Raw genomic sequence first — 19,896 nt, 5'->3', positions numbered from 1 at the left:
AAGCTCGCTCCTACAGGGCGTTATGTTCAAGCAACACGGCAACTCATGAATTCAGACGGGAGCAGTTATGGTTGATCGGCACGACTACGTGGCCCTCGAATGGGTCAAGGGCGAAATTGCCGAAACCCTGAAACAGGCCCGTTCGGCGCTGGACGCCTATGTAGAAGAAGGCAGCAGCGAAGCCATCGGCCAATGCCTGGAATGCATCCATCAGGTCCATGGCAGTTTGCTGATGGTCGAGTTCTACGGCGCAGCCCTGTTCGCCGAAGAAATGGAGCAACTGGCCCTCGCCCTGCAAGGCGCGCGCGTCAGCCCGCGCGACGAAGGTATTCGCCTGCTGCAACAGGGCCTCGGCCAACTGCCGCTGTACCTCGACCGCGTACACAGCGCCCGACGCGACCTGCCCTTGGTGGTGTTGCCGCTGCTCAACGACCTGCGCAGCGTACGCGGCGAAAGCCTGCTCTCGGAAACCAGTCTGTTCAGCCCGCAACTGCTGATTATCCCGCCACTGCCCGAGGAGGCGCTGGCCCAGCGCACGCCGGAGGATTTCCCCGGGCTGCTGCGTCAGTGGCGGCAGATGCTGCAACAGGCGCTGGTCGGTTTGTTGCGCGAAGACCACGGCCCCAGCAACCTGGAAGACATGGCACGGGTTTTCGCCCGTCTCGAAGCCCTGTGCCATGGTGCGCCGCTGTTACCGTTGTGGCAGGTGACCTCGGCGCTGGTGGAAGGCATGCTCATTGGCGTGGTCGCCAACAGCCCGGCGTTGCGCAGTTTGCTCAAAGCCTGCGACAAGGAACTCAAGCGCCTGCTGATCCAGGGCATCAACGGCATCAACACCCCGGCCCCGGATGAGTTGCTCAAGAGCCTGTTGTTCTACGTTGCCAAAGTCACCCGACCGACTCCACGGATGCAAAGTTTGAAAGAACGTTATGGCCTCGATGAAGCCCTGCCCGACAGCGCCGTGGTGGACGCCGAACGCGCCCGCCTGGCCGGCCCGGACCGCGACGCGATGGGTTCGGTGCTCGGCGCGCTGTGTGAGGAGCTGGTGCGGGTCAAGGAACGCCTGGACCTGTTCGTACGCAGCGACCGCCAGCACGCCTCCGACCTTGAAGCCTTGCTGGCGCCCTTGCGCCAGATCGCCGATACCCTGGCGGTATTGGGTTTCGGCCAGCCGCGCAAAGTGATCATCGACCAATTGGCGGTGGTGCTTGGCCTGGCCCAAGGGCAGCGCGAGCCCAACGACGCGGTATTGATGGATGTCGCCGGTGCGTTGCTCTACGTCGAGGCGACGCTGGCCGGGATGGTCGGTACTGTCGAGCCGGAACGCCGCGAAGAAAGCCGCCTGCCCACCACCGATTTGACGCAGATCCACCACCTGGTGATCCGCGAATCCTGCCAGTGCCTGACCCAGGCCAAAGAGCTGGTGATCGACTGCATCGAAGCCCATTGGGACCGCCAGCGTCTGGAGTCACTGCCCGAGTTGCTGACCCAGGTGCGCGGTGCGCTGGCGATGATTCCGCTGCCGCGTGCGGCGAGCCTGATGCGCGGCTGCAATGACTACGTCAACGAGCAACTGATGGTCAGTGAGGCAGCGCCTTCCGAGGCGCAGCTCGAGCATTTTGCCGATGTGCTCACCAGTCTCGAGTATTACCTCGAACGCATGCTGCAGGACCACGACGCCCCGGGCGAACGGGTTCTGGAAGTCGCTGCCGAAGGCCTCGCTGCACTGGGCTATTTGCCGGCCGAGAAGCCGTGGCGCCAGGCGCTGCTCGCCCAGGATGACACGCCGGCGGAACAAACCCCGTTTCTCGCGGATGCCCTGGCCAGCCCCACCTCGCGCCTCAACCCGCCAGCCCTCCAACGCCCTGGCAGCTTGCTGCCACCGCCTGCCGGCGAGGAGCCCATCGACGACGAACTGCGGGAAGTGTTCCTCGAAGAAACCGCCGAAGTCCTCGACGTGCTGCACCGCTACCTACCCGCCGGCACTGCGAGCCTGGCAGACAAGGCCACCCTGAGCGAAATGCGCCGCGCCTTCCACACCTTGAAAGGCAGTGGTCGCATGGTCCGCGCGTTGGTGTTGGCGGAGCTGGCCTGGGCGGTAGAAAACCTGCTCAACCGCATACTGGAACGCAGCGTTGCGCCGGGCCCTGATGTGCAAGCGGTGCTGGATGACGTGGTGGAATTGCTGCCTGAGCTGATCACCGATTTCGCCGCCGATGCCCAGCGCCAGCGCGACGACGTAGACGAACTGGCGGCGCGGGCTCACGCCCTGGCCAGCGGTGTCGAACCGTCGGCCACAGACCCGGCCGCCCTGGACCCGCAGTTGCTGGAGATCTTCCGCAACGAAGCCCAGAGCCACCTCGACAGCCTCAACCATTTCCTGCAACAGGCCACCGAGCACCTGCCGCTGCAAGTCAGCGATGAACTGCAACGGGCACTGCACACCCTCAAGGGCAGCGCCTACATGGCCGGCGTGTTGCCCATCGCCGAACTGGCGCGACCGCTGGATCACCTGACCCGCGAATACAAGGCCCATCGCCTGCCGCTGGACCTGGATGAAATTGAATTGCTGCTGGAGGCCGAGGCGCTGTTCCAGCGCGGCGTGCGCCAGCTGGACAGCGATCCCCATGCGCACATTACCGGTGCGGCAGGGTTGATCGAACGCACACAGAACCTGCTGAACAGCCAGCTTGAAGCCTTGCTGAATGCGCCCAACACCGGCCTGCGGATCAAGCGCGACCCGCAGTTGATTGCCAACTTCCTGGCCCAGGGCATGGATATCCTGCTGGACGCCGAAAGCTTGCTGCGCCGCTGGCAACAACATCCCGGCGAGCGGCAGGAACTGAGTGCACTGCTGGACGAGCTGACCACCCTCGGCGAAGGCGCGCACCTGGCCGACCTGCACTCGATGGATGAGTTGTGCGAAGCCTTGCTCGACCTCTACGGCGCGGTGGAAGAAAGCAGCCTGGCGGTCAGCGAGCGCTTCTTCCACGAGGCTGAACAGGCCCACGAAGCGCTGATCAACATGCTCGACCAACTGGCTGCCGGCCAGGAAATCAGCGCGGCTCCGGCACGGGTTCGAGCCCTGCGCGAGCTGTTGGATGAAGGCCTCGACCCGTCGGCAACCGGCTTGATCAAAACCGATGGCAGCCGTGCGCTGAGCATCTCCGAACTGGGTGCCGCCACGGCGAAGCTGGACCAAGGTTTTGCGGTAGACGATGAGATCGTCGAGATATTCCTTGAAGAGGCGGTAGACATCCTCGACAGCGCCGGCCAGTCCCTGAAACGCTGGCTGTTGGACCCGGATAACGCAGCACCGCTGTCGTCGCTGCAACGGGATTTGCACACCCTCAAAGGTGGTGCACGCATGGCTGAAATCGGCGCGGTGGGCGACCTGGCCCTTGAGTTGGAAAACCTTTACGAAGGCCTGGTAGACCGTCGCTACAGTTATTCCGGCGAGCTGGGGAACGTATTGATGGCCAGTCATGAGCGACTGGCGCTGCTGCTTGAGCAACTGCAATACCAGCAGCCGCTGAGCGACTCCACCGACCTGATCAGCCACTTGCGTGAGTTGCGCCAAGGCACCGTACAAGCGGCGCCCGCAGCCGCAGCCGCCGCCGAAGTCGAGACGCCAGGCAGTGATCCCGAGCTGCTGGATATCTTTCTCGAAGAAGCCGCCGACATCCTCGACAGCTCCGGCGCCGCGCTGTTGCGCTGGCAGGCCGAGCCAAAAAATCGCCAGGAAGTCGAGACACTGCTGCGCGACCTGCACACCCTCAAGGGCGGCGCCCGCATGGTCGAGATCGGCCCGATTGGCGACCTGGCCCATGAGCTGGAGTTTCTCTACGAAGGCTTGTCGGCAGGTTTGCTGGCGCCCTCGGCTGAACTCTTCGCGTTGCTGCAAGGCTGCCACGACCGCCTGGCGCAGATGATCGATGCAGTGGCGGCGGGAATGCCGGTGGGCTCGGTGGATCTGCTGATCGAGCGGATCAAAAGCCTGGTGCATCCGGCTGAAGTGACGGCCGCACCGGTGGCGTTGGCGGCCACCAAAACCGAAGCGGTGCCGGCCAGCGATCCGGCCGCCGACATGGTGAAGATCTCTGCCGACTTGCTGGATGACCTGGTCAACCTGGCCGGTGAAACCTCGATCTTCCGCGGGCGTATCGAGCAGCAGGTCAACGACGCGAGCATCGCCCTGCACGAAGTGGAAACCACCATCGAGCGCATGCGCGACCAACTGCGCCGGCTCGACACCGAAACCCAGGGTCGCATTCTCAGCCGCCAACAAGCTGAGGCCGAACGCCTGGGCTACGAAGAATTCGACCCGCTGGAAATGGACCGCCATTCCCAACTGCAACAACTGTCCCGGGCCCTGTTCGAGTCAGCCTCCGACCTGCTCGACCTCAAGGAAACCCTCGAGCGTCGCAACCAGGACGCCCACAACCTTTTGCAGCAACAGGCGCGCATCAACACCGAGTTGCAAGAAGGCCTGATGCGCACGCGCATGGTGCCCTTCGAACGCATGCTGCCGCGCCTTAAACGCATCGTGCGGCAGGTGGCGGGCGAGCTGGGCAAGGATGTGGAATTTATCGTCGGCAACGCCGAAGGCGAGATGGACCGCAACGTACTGGAGCGTATGGTCGCGCCGTTGGAGCATATGCTGCGCAACGCCGTCGACCATGGCCTGGAATCCCGCGATGCGCGATTGCTGGCGGGCAAGCCCGAGAAAGGCCGGATCACCCTGGACCTGACCCACGAAGGCGGCGACATCGTTTTCGACATGCGCGACGACGGCGCCGGCGTGCCGCTTGAAGCGGTTCGGCGCAAGGCGATCAAGCGTGGTTTGCTCGACCCCAACCTGGAAATCAGCGACCGCGACGTGTTGCAGTTCATCCTGCAACCGGGCTTTTCCACCGCCGAAAAAATCACCCAGATTTCCGGGCGTGGCGTCGGCATGGACGTGGTGCATGAAGAAGTACGCCAGCTGGGCGGTACGATGGTCATCGACTCGACGCCGGGGGAGGGCGTGCACTTTCGCATTCGCCTGCCGTTCACCGTGTCGGTCAACCAGGCATTGATGGTGCAGTGTGCGGACGATCAGTACGCGATCCCGCTGAACACCATCGAAGGCCTGGTTCGGGTCATGCCCCATGAGCTGGAAGGGCACTATCAGCTGAATCCGCCGCGCTACGAATACGCGGGCCAGCGCTACGAGTTGTTCTACCTTGGCGACCTGTTGCACACCGTTGGCCGCCCGAACCTGCTCGGCCAATACCAGCCGCTGCCGGTGCTGCTGGTGCAGTGCAACGAACGGCGCGTGGCGGTGCAGGTAGATGCGATGGCCGGCACCCGGGAGATCGTGGTCAAGGGCCTGGGGCCGCAATTTGCCGGGGTGAAGGGCCTGTCGGGCGCAACCATCCTCGGCGATGGCCGCGTGGTACTGATCATCGACCTGCTGGCGCATATCCGCGCGCGGCCACCGGCCTTGCCGGCCCAGGCGGTCGAGGCGCCCTTGATCCTCAACGACCCCCTGAAAAAGCGCCCGTTGCTGGTGCTGGTGGTGGACGACTCGGTCACCGTGCGCAAAGTCACCAGCCGCCTGCTGGAACGCAACGGCATGAACGTGCTCACCGCCAAGGACGGCATCGACGCCATGGCCGTGCTGGAAGAACACACCCCGGACCTGATGCTGCTCGACATCGAAATGCCGCGCATGGACGGCTTCGAAGTGGCGATCCAGGTGCGCGACGACCCACGGCTGATGCGCATGCCCATCATCATGATCACCTCCCGCACCGGGCAAAAACATCGCGACCGGGCCATGGCGATTGGCGTCAACGACTACCTCGGCAAGCCGTATCAAGAGTCGGTGCTGCTGGAAAGCATCGCTTATTGGAGCAAGTCCCGTGCTTGATCACCGCGCTACGCAACTCACCGGCTTGCTGCTGCCATTGGCCGACCGCCACCTGTTATTGCCCAACGTCGCCGTGGCCGAGTTGATCGACTTCCAGCGCGGCGAACCCGCCAGCGACGCGCCGCCGTGGTACCTGCGGCAAGTCACATGGCGGGATCGGCAGTTGCCGTTGATCAGCTTTGAGGCGGCGTGTGGCGAGTCGGGCGTGGTGGGAGAGCGCGCGCGGATTGTGGTGCTGAACGCCCTTGGAGGACGGCCGACGTTGAAGTTTATTGCGTTGGTGATCCAGGGGATTCCGCGTTCGTACAAGCTCGATAGCCAGCTGAGTTATGTGGACGTGCCGTTGTGCCCGCTGGAACTGGCGGCGGTGCAGGTGGGGGAGCATGTGGCCAGGGTGCCGGATTTGATGGGGTTGGAGGCGTTGTTGGTGGAGGCGGGGTTGGCCTGATCTACACATTTTCTATAAGCAATAACATACGCTCAACTGCGCACGAAAGCCTGAAGCGGGCCGTAGTCATTTATGTCGGCGGCACGCAGTGCATGGATATATAACGTGCGTACTTCACTGGCTGCTATCAGGTTCGCGCTTCCCCAAGAGAACGGAGCGAGCCCTTGCTGCCTCAGGAGGCAGTCGGCCATAAGGCGTGAGTGTCGTCCGTTTCCATTGGGGAATGGGTGCAACGACACGAGTTGGTGGTGGAAGCGCACAGCCACCTCTTCGGCAGGGAACACGTCGTGCTCCAGCCAGTAGGTCGTGTTATCGAGTAACTGGCGCAGGTTGACTGAGATTTTTGTCCAGTCGCAGCCAATATTTTTGTCGGACTTGCGAAACGTCCCGGCCCAGATCCAGGTATCGCTGAACATTTTGATGTGAAGTTGACGGCAGAAGTGTTCGTCCAGGACGTCCAACTTTTTTTGCCGCCCAAGCCAGCGTATGGCCTTGATGATGTTTGCCGCTTCCCATTCATCAAGTTCACCTTGAGTACCGATGTGCTTTGGCTTCAGGCCTGCGGCTTCATCAAGGTCTAACGGTGTTTGCCCAGGTTTGAGTTCAAGTTCTATCGCCATAGTCGAGCCCACGATCCGGAGAGCAGTTCTTTGCGTCGATCGTCCACTTGGCTTTCGATGAACGTATCTGAAGGCCGCTGATCTTCAAGGCTCATTGTGTGGGTGACCCCCATAATCTCTTGTCTGGCCAGCCACTCGGCGCGGGCTTCAACCGTCTGGTGCAGTGGTTTTCGCGGCACCAGGGCGTAAACGAGTTCGCAGTCCAAACCCGCCGCCAGCTTGCGTAATTGCGCGAGTGTGATCCGATCTTCGGCTTCGGCCCGTTCCGACTGTTGCAAGGTTGCGAAGGCTACGCCAACCAAGGCTGCTTGAGCCCTTAACGATCGGCCCAGTGCTTCCCTGATGGAGCGCAGCCAGCCGCCCGGCGGCGTGGGCTTGCCCCGCAGTGCTTCAAAGGGTTCGAGTGCCCGCTCCACTTGGGTCAGGCGCAATTTAGAGAGATCGGATGAGGCCATGAGATGCCACCTTTTTTAGCCTGGAAGTATTCGTATCTAGCCGATTGTATGCTCTTAAGCATACGTTTAAATATTTATTGATAGGTCATGAGCATACAAAATTATATATTATGTATGCTCAAGTACGATCAAAAATAGGAATCTAGTATGGCTATAGGCAATCGGTATGGATGAGCTCCTGTGATCCTTGTAGTGAGCGAGGTAAGCCCGCTCACTACAACTCCGCTTGGTCGTTGGCGCTTTGCATTCGGCCGCTTTCAGCGGCTATACGATTTGGAAATGAAGGCTAGATGGGACGATTCCGAGCAACAACCCGAAAAGTTCGTAGGAACAATCGGCGCGTGTTTGCCTTCGGATTTTTCCTGCAACCTCTCGCGCTGTGCATGAACTTGTTGTGCTCTGTGATCGCGCCTAGTCTTCGTCCGTCATCGCAAAAAACGGTGACACGGACGTGCAAGTCCGGTTACATATCGGCGCACTAACGCCCATAGCCATTCAACGGGCGTTTTTTATGCCTGCTGTATTTCTTATGGCGGCCGTGCGTGGGAGATCCCTTGGGGTCTGCCGGGGTCCGATATGCCCGGTCTTGCACACCTGCGCACAGCTGCCACCATAATTCGCGTGCAAGCGGACGGTGTCAGCTTCCCTAATACATATCGGAGCTGCACATCATGTTCAAACCTACCCCCAATCCGCCGCACAACACCGAAATCGAACACCGCAAACTCCAGGCCGCCGCCGAGCGTGCAATGGATCATTACTTTCCGACTTCCGCTTCATCTTCACTCTTTACCGTCACTCCCTCTCAATCCACCGAAGCCCTGCTGGCCAACGCTTCTGAAACCTTTGCCTCACTCAACGCCCTGACTTCCAACCTGGCCTTCGAATTGGAAGGCTCCCAGCGCGGCGTGGTGCTGGCCATTCAGCAGATGAGTGAGCTGGGGCAGTTGCTGGTTGATCAGGCTCTGGAGCAGGTGAGCCCAGCGGCTATGTGACGAAGTGAGATCAGTCCCAAAAAGGGACTGATCGTTCCCATTTTGGGACTTCTGCACGCGTTCTCACGAACAGCGGTGAGCTAATGTGGGAGCGGGCTTGCTCGCGATACGGTGTGTCAGTACCCGATTTATCAACTGACCCACCGTATTCGCGAGCAAGCCCGCTCCCACATTTGAACTGCGCTTAGCCCGAGCCTCAGCGTTTGCTGGCGAACCATTACTCCAATCGTAACGGTTCACCGCCCAGCTTGATTGATGGCCCCCCAATACCCTCCTAAGGTACAGCCCACGACAGCAAATCCCGTGGAGCGACCATGACAACAACAACTTCCCCCGACTCGCGCTGGACGCGGCGGCGCGATGAGAAGCAGCGCCGGCTCGCACTGGTGCGATCCTTCGCCGATGGCGCCGTGCTCCCCAGCGACCGCATCGTCGAAGCCCTGGAAGCCCTGATCCTCCCTGGCGACCGTGTGGTGCTGGAAGGCAACAACCAGAAGCAGGCCGATTTCCTCTCCCGCTCCCTGGCCAAGACCGACCCCGCCAAGCTCCACGACCTGCACATGATCATGCCCAGTGTCGGGCGCTCCGAGCACCTGGACCTGTTTGAAAAGGGCATCGCCCGTAAGCTGGATTTCTCCTTCGCCGGCACCCAATCCCTGCGCATCAGCCAGTTGCTGGAAGACGGTCTGCTGGAGATCGGCGCGATCCACACTTACATCGAACTCTACGCGCGGCTGGTGGTGGACCTGATTCCCAACGTGGTCCTGTCCGCCGGTTTCATGGCCGACCGCGCCGGCAATATCTACACCGGCCCCAGCACTGAAGACACGCCAGCGCTGATTGAGCCGGCCGCCTTCAGCGATGGCATCGTGATCGTCCAGGTCAACCAGTTGGTGGATGACGTCAGCGACCTGCCGCGTGTCGATATCCCCGCGAGCTGGGTCGATTTCGTGGTGGTCGCCGACAAGCCTTTCTACATTGAACCGCTGTTCACCCGCGACCCACGGCACATCAAGCCGGTGCATGTATTGATGGCGATGATGGCGATCCGTGGCATCTACGAGAAACACAACGTCCAGTCCCTGAACCACGGCATCGGTTTCAACACCGCCGCCATTGAATTGATCCTGCCAACCTACGGTGAATCCCTGGGGCTGAAGGGCAAGATCTGCCGTAACTGGACCCTCAATCCGCACCCGACTTTGATCCCGGCTATCGAAAGCGGCTGGGTGGAAAGCGTGCATTGCTTCGGCACCGAACTGGGCATGGAAAACTACATCGCCGCCCGGCCGGATGTGTTCTTCACCGGCCGCGACGGCTCGCTGCGTTCCAACCGAATGTTCTGCCAACTGGCCGGCCAATACGCGGTGGATCTGTTTATCGGCGCCACCTTGCAGGTCGACGGGGACGGGCATTCCTCCACCGTCACCCGTGGCCGCCTCGCCGGCTTTGGCGGTGCGCCGAACATGGGCCATGACCCACGCGGTCGCCGCCACGGCACACCCGCCTGGCTCGACATGCGCCACGACGACGCCCCGGAAGCCTTGCTCGAACGCGGCAAAAAACTCGTGGTGCAGATGGTCGAGACGTTCCAGGAAGGCGGCAAACCGACCTTCGTCGAAACCCTCGATGCGGTGGAAGTGGCGCGCAAAAGCGGCATGCCCCTGGCGCCGATCATGATCTACGGCGATGACGTCACCCACTTGCTCACCGAAGAAGGCATCGCCTACCTGTACAAGGCCCGTTCCCTGGAAGAGCGCCAGGCCATGATCGCTGCCGTGGCCGGGGTGACCGCCATCGGCATGCGCCACAACCCCAAAGACACCGCGCGCATGCGCCGCGAAGGCCTGATCGCGCAGCCCGAAGACCTCGGCATCCGCCGCACCGATGCCACCCGCGAGTTGCTGGCCGCCAAGAGCGTGGCCGATCTGGTGGAGTGGTCCGGTGGCTTGTACAGCCCGCCCGCCAAGTTCAGGAGCTGGTAAATGCACGCACTCAAACTGCACGACCTGACACTGGCCGAACGCCTGGCCGACATGGCCGTCGACGCCTTGATTGATGAAGCCGACCTGTCGCCGAAACCGGCCCTGGTGGACCGTCGCGGCAACGGCGCCCATACCGATTTGCACCTCGGCTTGATGCACGCCTCGGCGCTGTCGCTGTGGCCGGCGTTCAAGGAAATGGCCGAAGCGGCGGTTGAATGTGGCGAAGTGGGTTTGTCCTTGCGAGAAGCCCTTGGACGGATCGGTCGCGAAGGCGAACAGGCGATGCTCGTTACTACCAGCGGCGTGAATACCCATCGCGGTGCGATCTGGGCGCTCGGCCTGTTAGTCGCCGCCGCCGCACTGCAACCCGAATCCTGCACGGCCAACGCAGTGACTTTGCGCGCTGCCCGCCTGGCCTTGCTCAACGACCGCTACGCTCCTCAACCGCTGAGCCACGGCGCCCAGGTCGCACAACGCTATGGCGCTCGCGGTGCCCGTGAAGAAGCTCAACTGGGCTTCCCATCAGTATTGCAACGCGGCCTGCCACAGCTGAAAAGAAGCCGCCTGCAACAACACGGCGAACAGAACGCTCGCCTCGATGCCTTGCTGGCGATCATGACGGACCTGGCCGACACCTGCGTGCTCTACCGCGCCGGCCCTGAAGGCTTGCAGGCCATGCAACAAGGCGCCCAAGCGGTGCTGGACGCCGGCGGCAGTGCGAGCCTCGCCGGCCGCCGCCAACTGCATGAGCTGGACCAGCAACTGCTGGCGCTGAATGCCTCCCCCGGTGGCGCCGCCGACCTGTTGGCCGCCTGCCTGTTTATCGACCGCCTCGACGGAGCGCTGTGATGGAAACCTTATCCTTTGAATTCCCCGCCGGGCAGCCTGCGAAGGGCCGCGCGCTGGTGGGCTGCGTCGGCTCCGGCGACCTGGAAGTGCTGCTGGAACCGGGCAGCGCCGGCACCCTGACGATCCAGGTACAGACGTCGGTCAATGGTGCGCAGTTACGTTGGCAGCACCTGTTTGAACGGATCTTCCAGGAGCAGACGCCGCCCGCACTGAATATCGATATCCACGACTTCGGCGCCACACCCGGCGTGGTGCGTTTGCGCCTGGAGCAGGGCTTCGAGGAGATCGGTCATGACTGACTTGCTCAACAAACACAGCTTCGTCGAACTCGGCGCCCGGCAGCGGGCCAAGGCCTTGCTCGATGCGGGCAGCTATCGCGAACTGATCGATCCGTTCCAGCGCGTCATGTCGCCATGGCTGAGTCGCCAGGGCGTGGTGCCTCAGGCAGATGACGGCGTGGTGATCGCCAAGGGCAGCATCGCCGGCTTGCCGGTGGTCATCGCCGCTATCGAAGGCAATTTCCAGGGCGGCAGCCTCGGTGAAGTCGGTGGCGCGAAGATGGCCGGCGCACTGGAACTGGCCGCTGAAGACAACCGCAACGGCATCCCGACTCGCGCCGTCCTGCTGCTGGAAACCGGCGGCGTGCGCTTGCAGGAAGCCAACCTGGGCCTGGCCGCGATTGCCGATATCCACGCGGCGATTGTCGACCTGCGCCAGTACCTGCCGGTAATCGGCGTGGTGGCGGGCAGCGTCGGTTGCTTTGGCGGCATGTCCATCGCGGCAGGCCTGTGCAGTTATCTGCTGGTGACCCGTGAGGCGCGCCTTGGCCTGAATGGCCCGCAGGTGATCGAACAGGAAGCCGGGCTTGAGGAATACGACTCCCGCGACCGGCCCTTCATCTGGAGCCTGACCGGCGGTGAGCAACGCTTTAACAGCGGCTTGGCCGACCGGTATGTGGCCGACGACGTGGCGCAGATTCAGCAGCAAATCACTGAGCTGCTGCAACAAGGCTTGCCGGAAAAACAGCGCAGCCGTCAGGTCGAACACTATCTGGAACGCCTGGCCGCACTGAACGCCGAACCGCAAATCGACCCGGCGACGGTTCGCGATCTGTATCAGGGAGAACGCTCATGAGAGGTTTGCAGTGGTTCAACGCACTGAGCGGCGATGCAATGCCGGTGAGCGGTTTGCCGAACTCGCTGAAAGTCGCCGACGGTGTGCTCGGTGATCTGCCTGTGCGCTTTATCGCGGTTGTCACCGATGCACAAAACCGCTTTCCCCGCGCTCGCAACGGTGAAGTCGGTTTGCTGGAAGGCTGGGGCTTGGCCAAGGCGGTTGATGGAGCGATCTACACCGGCGACAAACGTCCGCTGATTGCCATCGTCGATGTGCCGAGCCAGGCTTATGGTCGTCGCGAAGAGGCCCTGGGCATTCACCAGGCATTGGCCGCCGCTGCCGACAGCTACGCCCGTGCCCGCTTGGCCGGTCATCCGGTGATCGCGCTGCTGGTGGGCAAGGCGATGTCCGGCGCGTTCCTCGCCCATGGTTACCAGGCCAACCGCCTGATTGCCCTGCGCGATCCCGGCGTGATGGTGCATGCCATGGGCAAAGCCTCGGCGGCGCGGGTCACCCTGCGCAGTGTCGAGGAGCTGGAAGCCTTGGCCGCCAGCGTGCCGCCGATGGCCTATGACATCGACAGCTATGCGAGCCTTGGCTTGCTCTGGGAGACCTTGTCGGTCAGCCAGATTGAGCAACCCACTGCCGAAGATATTGCGCGGGTCAGCGATTGCCTGCTGCATGCGATTAAGGACGTGCGAGCGGGCGGCCGTGACCTGAGCGGTCGCTTGGGCGCCACCAATCGCGCGGCCTCGAGCCATGTGCGCCAACTGCTGCGGGAGCAATGGTGAACGCCCACGACTTGCTCTGGGGCATGACCCCGGTGCAGGCCCCCGCTGATGCGCCGGCCTGGGTGCTGGATGCATTGGCCGCTGGGCATCCGGTGGTGGTGCGGCGTGCCATCGCGCCGCCGGGCCATGTGGCGGTGGGCGTGCGTGGGCGCTTGCGCGAGCAACGTTTTGCCGCCGTGATGCCGATCGCGGCCGTGCGGCGATGCGTGGTGCCGGAAGACTTGCGCGGTGTGATCTCTCCACGGGATTTACCGGCGTTGCAGGCCCTCGCTCAGTTGCGTCCGGTGTTGGCGAAGGAGAACTGGGGCGTCACTGGCAGTGCCGGTTTTGAACTGGCCAGCGGCATCGAAGCGTTGCACGCCAAGAGTGATCTGGATTTGATTCTGCGCACCCCCGAGCGGCTTGATCGCGGCGATGCCGAGGACTTGCTGGCGATACTTGATACAGCGGTGTGCGCTGTAGACCTGCAACTGCAAACGCCGTTTGGTGCCGTCGCCTTGCGCGAATGGGCCGGTGGCTCACGTCGCGTGCTGCTGAAAAATGCCGGTGGCGCGCAGTTGGTGATCGACCCGTGGCAGGCGGTTGCATGAGCAGCCTTCTGGCTTTTCCGGGGCAGGGCGCCCAGCGTCCCGGCATGCTCCAGCAGTTGCCGCGCGCAGTGCTGGACGAAGCCAGTGCTGCCTTGAATGAAGACGTGCTGAAACTCGACTCTGCCGAAGCGCTGGCCTCGACCCGCGCCGTGCAGCTCTGTCTGTTGATTGCCGGCGTGGCTAGCGCGCGCTTGCTGGAACACACACCCGACTACGTCGCCGGCCTGTCCATCGGCGCCTATCCGGCAGCTGTAATTGCTGGCTCCCTGGAGTTTGCCGATGCGCTGAAACTCGTCAGCCTGCGCGGCGAACTGATGCAAAAAGCGTATCCCCACGGCTACGGCATGACCGCGCTTATCGGCCCGGACCTGTCGACTGTCGAAGCCTTGCTCGCCCAGGTCAACAGCCAGCAGACCCCGGTGTACCTGGCCAATATCAATGCCGACAACCAGACGGTTATCGCGGGCAGCGACGAAGCAATGAAAGCAGTGGCCAACCTGGTCCGTGGCAACGGCGTCGCCAAACGCCTGGCCGTCAGCGTGCCGTCCCATTGCGTGCTGCTGGAAAAGCCCGCCGAAACACTGGCTCAAGCCTTCGCTGAAGTGACACTGAAACCGCCGAGCATCACTTACCTGAGCAGCACCCGCGCCCGGCCGATCCACAACACTGAACACCTGCGCGACGACCTCGCCTTCAACATGTGCCGCATCGTCGACTGGCGCGGCACTGTGCAAAGCGCCTTTGAGCGTGGCGTGCGCCTGCATATCGAACTGCCGACCGGCGCCGTGCTCACTGGCCTTGCGCGCCGGGTGTTCGAGCAAGGCACCGTCATCGCCTTCGAAGGCGCCCGCCTGGACACCTTGCAGGCCTTGCTGCGAGAGGAGGGCGCCCACCACCGATAAAGCACCACCCAAGGCTTTCGAAGCACAAAAACAACAATTTCGATGAAGCACTTTGAGGACAACCATCATGATTATTTACGGTGTGGCGTTGCTGGCGATCTGCATGTTGGCAGGCGTGATTCTGGGAGACATGCTCGGCGTGTTGCTGGGAGTGAAATCCAACGTGGGCGGGGTGGGCATCGCAATGATCCTGCTGATCTGCGCGCGGCTGTGGATGCACAAGCACGGTGGCATGACCAAGGAATGCGAGATGGGTGTCGGCTTCTGGGGCGCGATGTACATCCCGGTGGTGGTGGCGATGGCGGCCCAGCAAAACGTGGTGACCGCGCTGCACGGCGGCCCGGTGGCGGTGCTGGCGGCGATTGGTTCGGTGGTGGTGTGCGGTTGCACGATTGCCTTGATCAGCCGTACGCACAAAGGCGAACCGTTGCCCGACGAAGAGCCGCTGATCGCGGCTGCACCTGTCGCTGGAGGTCGCTGATATGTGGGAACTCATCGAGAAAGGCCTGGCAAATAACGGCTTGGTCACCGCCTTTGCATTTGTCGGCGTGGTGATGTGGATTTCGGTGGTGCTGTCCAAGCGCCTGACCTTCGGACGCATCCACGGCTCAGCCATCGCGATTGTGATCGGGCTGGTGCTGGCCTGGGTGGGAGGCACCTTGACCGGAGGGCAGAAAGGCCTGGCGGACGTGGCGCTGTTTTCCGGGATCGGGTTGATGGGCGGCGCCATGCTGCGGGACTTTGCCATCGTGGCCACGGCGTTTGAAGTACAGGCTACCGAGGCGCGCAAGGCCGGTTTGATTGGTGCGATTGCCTTGCTGCTGGGCACGGTATTGCCGTTTATTGTGGGCGCGAGTATCGCCTGGGCGTTTGGTTATCGCGATGCGATCAGCATGACCACCATCGGTGCGGGCGCGGTGACTTACATCGTCGGGCCGGTGACCGGGGCGGCGTTGGGTGCAAGCTCGGATGTGGTGGCGCTGTCCATCGCGACGGGCTTGATCAAGGCGATCCTGGTGATGGTGGGTACGCCGATGGCGGCCCGCTGGATGGGCCTGGATAACCCGCGCTCGGCCATGGTGTTTGGGGGCCTGGCCGGCACGGTGAGTGGTGTGACGGCGGGCCTGGCGGCGACGGACCGGCGGCTGGTGCCGTATGGCGCGTTGACCGCCACCTTTCACACCGGGCTTGGGTGCTTGCTGGGGCCTTCGTTGCTCTACTTCATCGTGCGCGGGATTGTTGGCTAACCCGGAGATGTGTCCGACCGCTTTTGTGGCGAGGGAGCTTGCTCCCGCTGGAGCGCGAAGCGGTCCCATTGCATCTTTCCAGAAACAACGCGGGCGCTGATTTTACGACTGCTGCGCAGCCGAGCGGGAGCAAGCTCCCTCGCCACAGGGGATCATTGTCAGGTTTGGCGATTCGCATACATCCGGCACTCTGCCAACAGCGCGAGCAAATTCGGGTCGCGCTCCTTGGCTTTCAGAAACACCACGCCAATGTGCTGCTGCAAACGGTAGCGCGGTTGCAGGGGAATCAGCTTGACCCGGTTCTCATACACCGCCGCAATCCGCCCCGGCAGCAGCGCATAGCCCACACCCGAGCTGACCATGCTCAGCAGGGTGAAGATATCGTTGACCTGCATCGCCACCTTCGGCTCGAACCCTGCCTGCTTGAATACGCGGTTGCCATCCTGATGGGTGGCGAAGCCTTGGGTGAGGGTGATGAAGGTGGCGTCGCGCACGTCCGCCAGGTCGATTTCCTGTTCGCGGTCGAAGGGTGAATCGGCCGGGGTGGCGAGGAAGATGTCGTCGGAGAACAGGGCGATCTGCTCGCAGTCGGGATCGTTGGCGTGCTCGTCGAGGGAGATCAGGATCGCGTCGACTTCCATGTTCTTCAGCTTGTAGAGCAAGTCGAAATTGGAGCCGAGGATCAGGTCGATGTTCAGCTCGCTGCGGCGAATCTTCAGCCCCATGATCAACTGCGGCACGGTCTTCACCGTCAGTGAATACAGCGAGCCCAGCTTGAAACGCTCGGCGGAGAACCCGGCGGCTTCGCGGGTCAGCCGCACACTGTCCACCACGTCCTGCACCAGCTTCTGCGCACGCTCTTCCAGCACATAGGCGCTTTCCAGCGGCGTGAGGTTGCGCCCTTCGTGCTTGAACAGCGGGCAGCGCAGGGCGTTTTCCAGGGAGTGGATCGCCCGGTGCACGCTGACGTTGCTGGTCTGCAACTCAGCCGCCGCCCGCGCCAGGTTGCCGGTGCGCATGAACGCCAGGAAGATTTCGAGCTTCTTGAGGGTGAATTCTTCGTCGATCAGCATGACAGTGACCCTTGTTCGAATGCCGTCGATTGTGCCCCTAAAACCAGCCCGCTCCCAGCCATGAACTGCACAGGCCCAGTAGCACGCCGAGGATGATCAGCCAGATCGCGTTAAGCCGCGTGTAATACACCACGGCGGCGCTGGCCAGGGTCAGCACCAGGCTGGTGGCGTTGTTTTCCAGGCTGTTCATCAGGATGTAGCTGGCGGCCAGGATCAGCCCGATGGAGATCGGCAACAGGCTGCGCTTGACCCGCTGCACCCATGGCGTCGCGGTGTGTTTTTCCAGCCAGCCGGCGCCGAAGTAGGTGAGCACCGAGCAGGGCAGCAGCTTGGCGGTCAGCGCCACCAGCGCGCCCGGTAACCCGGCGGCTTGCTGGCCGATAAACACCAGGAACATGCCGTTGGGGCCAGGCAGGGCCTGGGACAGGGCGAAGAAGGCGACGAACTGCGCGTCGGTGATCCAGTTCATGTCGGTGACGGTGTAGCGGTGGATGTCGCTCAGGGCCACGGTGTTACCGCCAATCGCCATCAGCGACCACAGCGCGCATTGGATCATCAGGTGAAACAGCACGCTCTGCATCAGCCGGCCACCTTTTGCGAACCGATGAAACTCAAGGCCAAGGAGCTTGGGATGCAGATCAACAAGACCATCCACAACGGCAACACCAGCACCGCCATCAACACGAAGGTCAGGACGAACGCGCTGTAATTCGCCAGGGTCCGCGGCATGGCCTTGAGCAGGCGCAAGGTGGTACCGAGCATCAGCCCGGTGGCGATCGGCATGACCGCGCCGAAGACCTGCTGCACCACGTCATGGCTCCACCATTTGGCATAGGCGAAGCCGGCCAGCACGGTGATCAGCGAGGGGAACAGATACAAGCCGACCACGGTCACAACCGCACCCGGCAAGCCGTGAAGGCGCCGGCCGTAGATGATGCCGACGTTGGCGATATTCGGCCCGGGGAAGAATTGGCCGGTGGTCAGCAGCTCGTTGAAGCCTTGTTCGCTGACCCACTGCCTGCGGTCGACCATCATCTGCCGCGCCCAAGGCATCACGCCGCCGAAGCCAAACAGGCCGACCATGGCGAAGTTGTAAAACAACTGCCACAGACTGGGGTGAGGCGGGGCAGGTTCGACGTCGGGCATGGGCGTTACCGATGAGGAGCTTTTATGTGGGAGCAGGCAAGCCAGTTCCCACAGGATGAAGCGAATCATCTATCGGCTCGTGTATTTGGGCAAATGAAGAAAGGTTGTTACCTGATATTGAGTAGGTGACGTCAGAATGGTCTGGGTGATAACCGTTATTCGAGGTGAGTGACACATGTATCACGGGGAACGATTCAACGCCTGGAGCCACTTGCTCGGGGCGGTTGGGGCTTTTGTGGGCGCGGTATGGATGTTGGTGGTGGCCGGTATGGACGGCAGCCCCTGGAAGATTGTCAGCGTGGCCATTTACGGTTTCACGTTGTTGGTGCTGTACAGCGCGTCGACCGTGTACCACAGCGTGCGCGGGCGTAAAAAAGAGATCATGCAGAAGGTGGATCACTTTTCGATCTACCTGCTGATCGCCGGCAGCTACACGCCGTTTTGCCTGGTGACGCTGCGTGGGCCGTGGGGCTGGACGCTGTTCGGGATTGTGTGGGGGCTGGCGGTGATCGGCATCCTGCAGGAGATCAAGCCACGCTCCGAGGCGCGGATTCTGTCGATTGTGATCTACGCCGTGATGGGCTGGATCGTGCTGGTGGCGGTCAAGCCGCTGATTGCCGCGCTGGGGCCCACGGGGTTTGCGTGGCTGGCATCGGGCGGGGTGCTGTACACCGTGGGCATTATTTTCTTTGCCCTGGAGGACCGATTGCGGCACTCCCACGGGATCTGGCATTTGTTCGTGATCGGCGGCAGCCTGCTGCATTTTGTGGCGATCATGGGCTATGTGTTATAGCCGGTCCAACTGCTCCTGGGCGCGGCTGCTGAAGATCTCCAGCAGGCTCGCGAGCATATGCGGCGGCGGTTCGTTGGCGCGGGTCAGGGCGTACAAGGTGATCGGCAGCGGCGGCGCCAGCGGGCGAATGCAGGTGGTGGCCGGTGATGCGCCGAGGGCGGTGAACGGATCGATCACCGCCAGCCCGGCGCCGGACTCGACCATGGCTCTGGCCAGGGAATAGGTCTGCACCGCAATGCTGACCTGCGGTGGCGGATCGACCGCTTCCAGGTAGCTGTCCAGCTTCGCCGACAACGGGTCGGCGCTGGACAGGCCAATCAACGGCGCGCCCGCCAGGGCCATCAGCGGCAGCGGTTTGCCCCATTCGTTTTCGTTCCAGTAATCCTTTGGCGCCAGCGCTACCAATACGCCGTGGGCCAACGCCTGGGCGCTCAGCCCCGGGTGATCGGGTGGCTGCAGCGTCAGCGCCACGTCGACTTCACGCATCAACAGGTTTTGCACCAGCTCGCGGCTGTGGGCGCTGGACAGCTCGCAGGCGATATCCGGGTAGCGTTGGGTCCATTCGCGGATGGCCGGTGGCAACAACGACAGGGCCAACGCTGGCGTGGCGCCGATACGCAAGCTCTGGCCCGGCTCGCGTCGCAGGTTCTGCGCCAGGCGCCGCACGCCTTGCAGGCTCTCGGTCACCTTGTCGACCTCCCGTTCCAGCGCCAACGCTTCCGGCGTCGGCTGCAACTTGCCGCGTATGCGCAGGAACAGCGGGAACCCCAACTGCAACTCGGCATGCTGCAACACCTTGCTCACCGCCGGCTGCGAGACATGCAGCAGTTGTGCAGCGGCGCTGATGGAGCCGGTCTGGCGGATGGCCTGGAAGATTTCGATATGACGCAAGCGCATGGGCAGTCCATAACCTTTGTTTATGGGTGACCCATCTTTATTCATTGTCCCGCGGATGTCACCTGCCCCTAACCT

The 19,896-nt window shown here is 62.4% G+C and carries 19 protein-coding genes; 13 read left to right on the top strand and 6 right to left on the bottom strand.

The annotated features are described in order from the left end of the window. Positions 1-67: 67 nt before the first annotated feature. A complete protein-coding gene (locus ACA046_RS30725; protein WP_497675544.1) occupies positions 68-5,914 on the top strand; it encodes a hybrid sensor histidine kinase/response regulator in 5,847 nt (1,948 codons plus the stop codon). Beyond that, complete coding sequence (locus tag ACA046_RS30720; RefSeq protein ID WP_010167660.1) at positions 5,907-6,362, top strand: chemotaxis protein CheW; 456 nt, start codon at positions 5,907-5,909, stop codon at positions 6,360-6,362. Before ACA046_RS30725 ends, ACA046_RS30720 begins: the two co-directional genes overlap by 8 nt. A gap of 32 nt (positions 6,363-6,394) precedes the next feature. On the opposite strand, the gene ACA046_RS30715 is transcribed toward ACA046_RS30720, so the two are convergent. Together ACA046_RS30715 and ACA046_RS30710 are read right to left on the bottom strand one after the other, a co-directional pair. After that, positions 6,395-6,982, bottom strand: a complete 588-nt coding sequence (locus tag ACA046_RS30715) for a mobile mystery protein B (RefSeq protein ID WP_497675543.1) — start codon at positions 6,980-6,982, stop codon at positions 6,395-6,397. Continuing rightward, positions 6,973-7,437, bottom strand: a complete 465-nt coding sequence (locus tag ACA046_RS30710; RefSeq protein WP_177086924.1) for a mobile mystery protein A — start codon at positions 7,435-7,437, stop codon at positions 6,973-6,975. Before ACA046_RS30710 ends, ACA046_RS30715 begins: the two co-directional genes overlap by 10 nt. Positions 7,438-8,108: 671 nt before the next feature. Here ACA046_RS30710 and ACA046_RS30705 point away from each other — a divergent pair. The 10 genes from ACA046_RS30705 to madM all read left to right on the top strand — a co-directional run bounded on the left by ACA046_RS30705 (position 8,109) and on the right by madM (position 15,912). Next, a complete protein-coding gene (locus ACA046_RS30705; RefSeq protein WP_008434138.1) occupies positions 8,109-8,432 on the top strand; it encodes a DUF6124 family protein in 324 nt (107 codons plus the stop codon). A 314-nt stretch (positions 8,433-8,746) separates the two neighbouring features. Beyond that, the gene (gene mdcA, locus ACA046_RS30700; RefSeq protein ID WP_497675542.1) at positions 8,747-10,417 is read left to right on the top strand and encodes a malonate decarboxylase subunit alpha; all 1,671 of its coding nucleotides are present in this window, start codon (positions 8,747-8,749) and stop codon (positions 10,415-10,417) included. Continuing rightward, positions 10,418-11,266, top strand: coding sequence for a triphosphoribosyl-dephospho-CoA synthase (locus ACA046_RS30695; RefSeq protein WP_497675541.1), 849 nt, complete (start codon positions 10,418-10,420; stop codon positions 11,264-11,266). It abuts the gene before it with no gap. Next, entirely contained in the window at positions 11,266-11,565 is a 300-nt protein-coding gene (locus ACA046_RS30690) for a malonate decarboxylase subunit delta (RefSeq protein ID WP_309254262.1), read from the top strand. Before ACA046_RS30695 ends, ACA046_RS30690 begins: the two co-directional genes overlap by 1 nt. Beyond that, on the top strand, positions 11,558-12,400 hold the full coding sequence (locus ACA046_RS30685; protein ID WP_497675540.1) for a biotin-independent malonate decarboxylase subunit beta: 843 nt from the start codon (positions 11,558-11,560) through the stop codon (positions 12,398-12,400). Before ACA046_RS30690 ends, ACA046_RS30685 begins: the two co-directional genes overlap by 8 nt. Next, positions 12,397-13,173: a biotin-independent malonate decarboxylase subunit gamma gene (gene mdcE, locus ACA046_RS30680; protein WP_497675539.1), complete on the top strand. Its 777-nt coding sequence runs from the start codon at positions 12,397-12,399 to the stop codon at positions 13,171-13,173. The genes ACA046_RS30685 and mdcE overlap by 4 nt, the downstream gene beginning before the upstream one ends. Further along, complete coding sequence (locus tag ACA046_RS30675) at positions 13,167-13,763, top strand: malonate decarboxylase holo-ACP synthase (RefSeq protein ID WP_497675538.1); 597 nt, start codon at positions 13,167-13,169, stop codon at positions 13,761-13,763. Before mdcE ends, ACA046_RS30675 begins: the two co-directional genes overlap by 7 nt. Continuing rightward, positions 13,760-14,665, top strand: coding sequence for a malonate decarboxylase subunit epsilon (gene mdcH, locus ACA046_RS30670; protein WP_459024398.1), 906 nt, complete (start codon positions 13,760-13,762; stop codon positions 14,663-14,665). Before ACA046_RS30675 ends, mdcH begins: the two co-directional genes overlap by 4 nt. A 67-nt stretch (positions 14,666-14,732) precedes the next feature. Beyond that, the gene (gene madL / locus ACA046_RS30665; RefSeq protein ID WP_003216818.1) at positions 14,733-15,146 is read left to right on the top strand and encodes a malonate transporter subunit MadL; all 414 of its coding nucleotides are present in this window, start codon (positions 14,733-14,735) and stop codon (positions 15,144-15,146) included. A gap of 1 nt (position 15,147) precedes the next feature. Beyond that, the gene (gene madM / locus ACA046_RS30660) at positions 15,148-15,912 is read left to right on the top strand and encodes a malonate transporter subunit MadM (RefSeq protein ID WP_258342614.1); all 765 of its coding nucleotides are present in this window, start codon (positions 15,148-15,150) and stop codon (positions 15,910-15,912) included. Positions 15,913-16,070: 158 nt separating this feature from the next. Here madM and ACA046_RS30655 read toward each other — a convergent pair whose 3' ends face one another. The 3 genes from ACA046_RS30655 to ACA046_RS30645 are packed head-to-tail and all read right to left on the bottom strand — an operon-like array spanning position 16,071 to position 18,131. Next, positions 16,071-16,985 carry a LysR family transcriptional regulator gene (locus ACA046_RS30655; protein ID WP_167664108.1) on the bottom strand — a complete coding sequence of 305 codons (915 nt, stop codon included), beginning with the start codon at positions 16,983-16,985 and terminating at the stop codon, positions 16,071-16,073. Positions 16,986-17,022: 37 nt separating this feature from the next. Further along, positions 17,023-17,565, bottom strand: a complete 543-nt coding sequence (locus ACA046_RS30650; RefSeq protein WP_497675537.1) for a chromate transporter — start codon at positions 17,563-17,565, stop codon at positions 17,023-17,025. After that, positions 17,565-18,131 (bottom strand): chromate transporter, encoded by a 567-nt coding sequence (locus ACA046_RS30645; protein ID WP_459029458.1) that lies wholly within the window; start codon positions 18,129-18,131, stop codon positions 17,565-17,567. Before ACA046_RS30645 ends, ACA046_RS30650 begins: the two co-directional genes overlap by 1 nt. A 175-nt stretch (positions 18,132-18,306) precedes the next feature. On the opposite strand from ACA046_RS30645, the gene trhA reads away from it, so the two are divergent. Further along, complete coding sequence (gene trhA, locus ACA046_RS30640) at positions 18,307-18,924, top strand: PAQR family membrane homeostasis protein TrhA (RefSeq protein WP_459024394.1); 618 nt, start codon at positions 18,307-18,309, stop codon at positions 18,922-18,924. On the opposite strand, the gene ACA046_RS30635 is transcribed toward trhA, so the two are convergent. Next, complete coding sequence (locus ACA046_RS30635; protein WP_497675536.1) at positions 18,919-19,821, bottom strand: LysR family transcriptional regulator; 903 nt, start codon at positions 19,819-19,821, stop codon at positions 18,919-18,921. The genes trhA and ACA046_RS30635 overlap by 6 nt on opposite strands. Between the last annotated feature and the right edge of the window lie 75 nt (positions 19,822-19,896).

This window comes from Pseudomonas sp. LBUM1641, from assembly GCF_059716235.1.
Note: the sequence above shows the minus strand (reverse complement) of the source record. Positions and strands in the feature narration are given on the sequence as shown.

Excerpts from the sequence above, each read along its gene's own strand:
- ACA046_RS30690 (WP_309254262.1), top strand. The coding sequence starts at position 11,266 with ATGGAAACCTTATCCTTTGAATTCCCCGCCGGGCAGCCTGCGAAGGGC.
- ACA046_RS30685 (WP_497675540.1), top strand. The coding sequence starts at position 11,558 with ATGACTGACTTGCTCAACAAACACAGCTTCGTCGAACTCGGCGCCCGG.
- ACA046_RS30725 (WP_497675544.1), top strand. The coding sequence starts at position 68 with ATGGTTGATCGGCACGACTACGTGGCCCTCGAATGGGTCAAGGGCGAA.
- ACA046_RS30715 (WP_497675543.1), bottom strand. The coding sequence starts at position 6,982 with ATGGCGATAGAACTTGAACTCAAACCTGGGCAAACACCGTTAGACCTT.
- ACA046_RS30705 (WP_008434138.1), top strand. The coding sequence starts at position 8,109 with ATGTTCAAACCTACCCCCAATCCGCCGCACAACACCGAAATCGAACAC.
- ACA046_RS30710 (WP_177086924.1), bottom strand. The coding sequence starts at position 7,437 with ATGGCCTCATCCGATCTCTCTAAATTGCGCCTGACCCAAGTGGAGCGG.
- madL (WP_003216818.1), top strand. The coding sequence starts at position 14,733 with ATGATTATTTACGGTGTGGCGTTGCTGGCGATCTGCATGTTGGCAGGC.
- ACA046_RS30650 (WP_497675537.1), bottom strand. The coding sequence starts at position 17,565 with ATGCAGAGCGTGCTGTTTCACCTGATGATCCAATGCGCGCTGTGGTCG.
- ACA046_RS30675 (WP_497675538.1), top strand. The coding sequence starts at position 13,167 with ATGGTGAACGCCCACGACTTGCTCTGGGGCATGACCCCGGTGCAGGCC.
- ACA046_RS30695 (WP_497675541.1), top strand. The coding sequence starts at position 10,418 with ATGCACGCACTCAAACTGCACGACCTGACACTGGCCGAACGCCTGGCC.
- mdcA (WP_497675542.1), top strand. The coding sequence starts at position 8,747 with ATGACAACAACAACTTCCCCCGACTCGCGCTGGACGCGGCGGCGCGAT.
- mdcE (WP_497675539.1), top strand. The coding sequence starts at position 12,397 with ATGAGAGGTTTGCAGTGGTTCAACGCACTGAGCGGCGATGCAATGCCG.
- madM (WP_258342614.1), top strand. The coding sequence starts at position 15,148 with ATGTGGGAACTCATCGAGAAAGGCCTGGCAAATAACGGCTTGGTCACC.
- ACA046_RS30645 (WP_459029458.1), bottom strand. The coding sequence starts at position 18,131 with ATGCCCGACGTCGAACCTGCCCCGCCTCACCCCAGTCTGTGGCAGTTG.
- ACA046_RS30655 (WP_167664108.1), bottom strand. The coding sequence starts at position 16,985 with ATGCTGATCGACGAAGAATTCACCCTCAAGAAGCTCGAAATCTTCCTG.
- trhA (WP_459024394.1), top strand. The coding sequence starts at position 18,307 with ATGTATCACGGGGAACGATTCAACGCCTGGAGCCACTTGCTCGGGGCG.
- mdcH (WP_459024398.1), top strand. The coding sequence starts at position 13,760 with ATGAGCAGCCTTCTGGCTTTTCCGGGGCAGGGCGCCCAGCGTCCCGGC.
- ACA046_RS30635 (WP_497675536.1), bottom strand. The coding sequence starts at position 19,821 with ATGCGCTTGCGTCATATCGAAATCTTCCAGGCCATCCGCCAGACCGGC.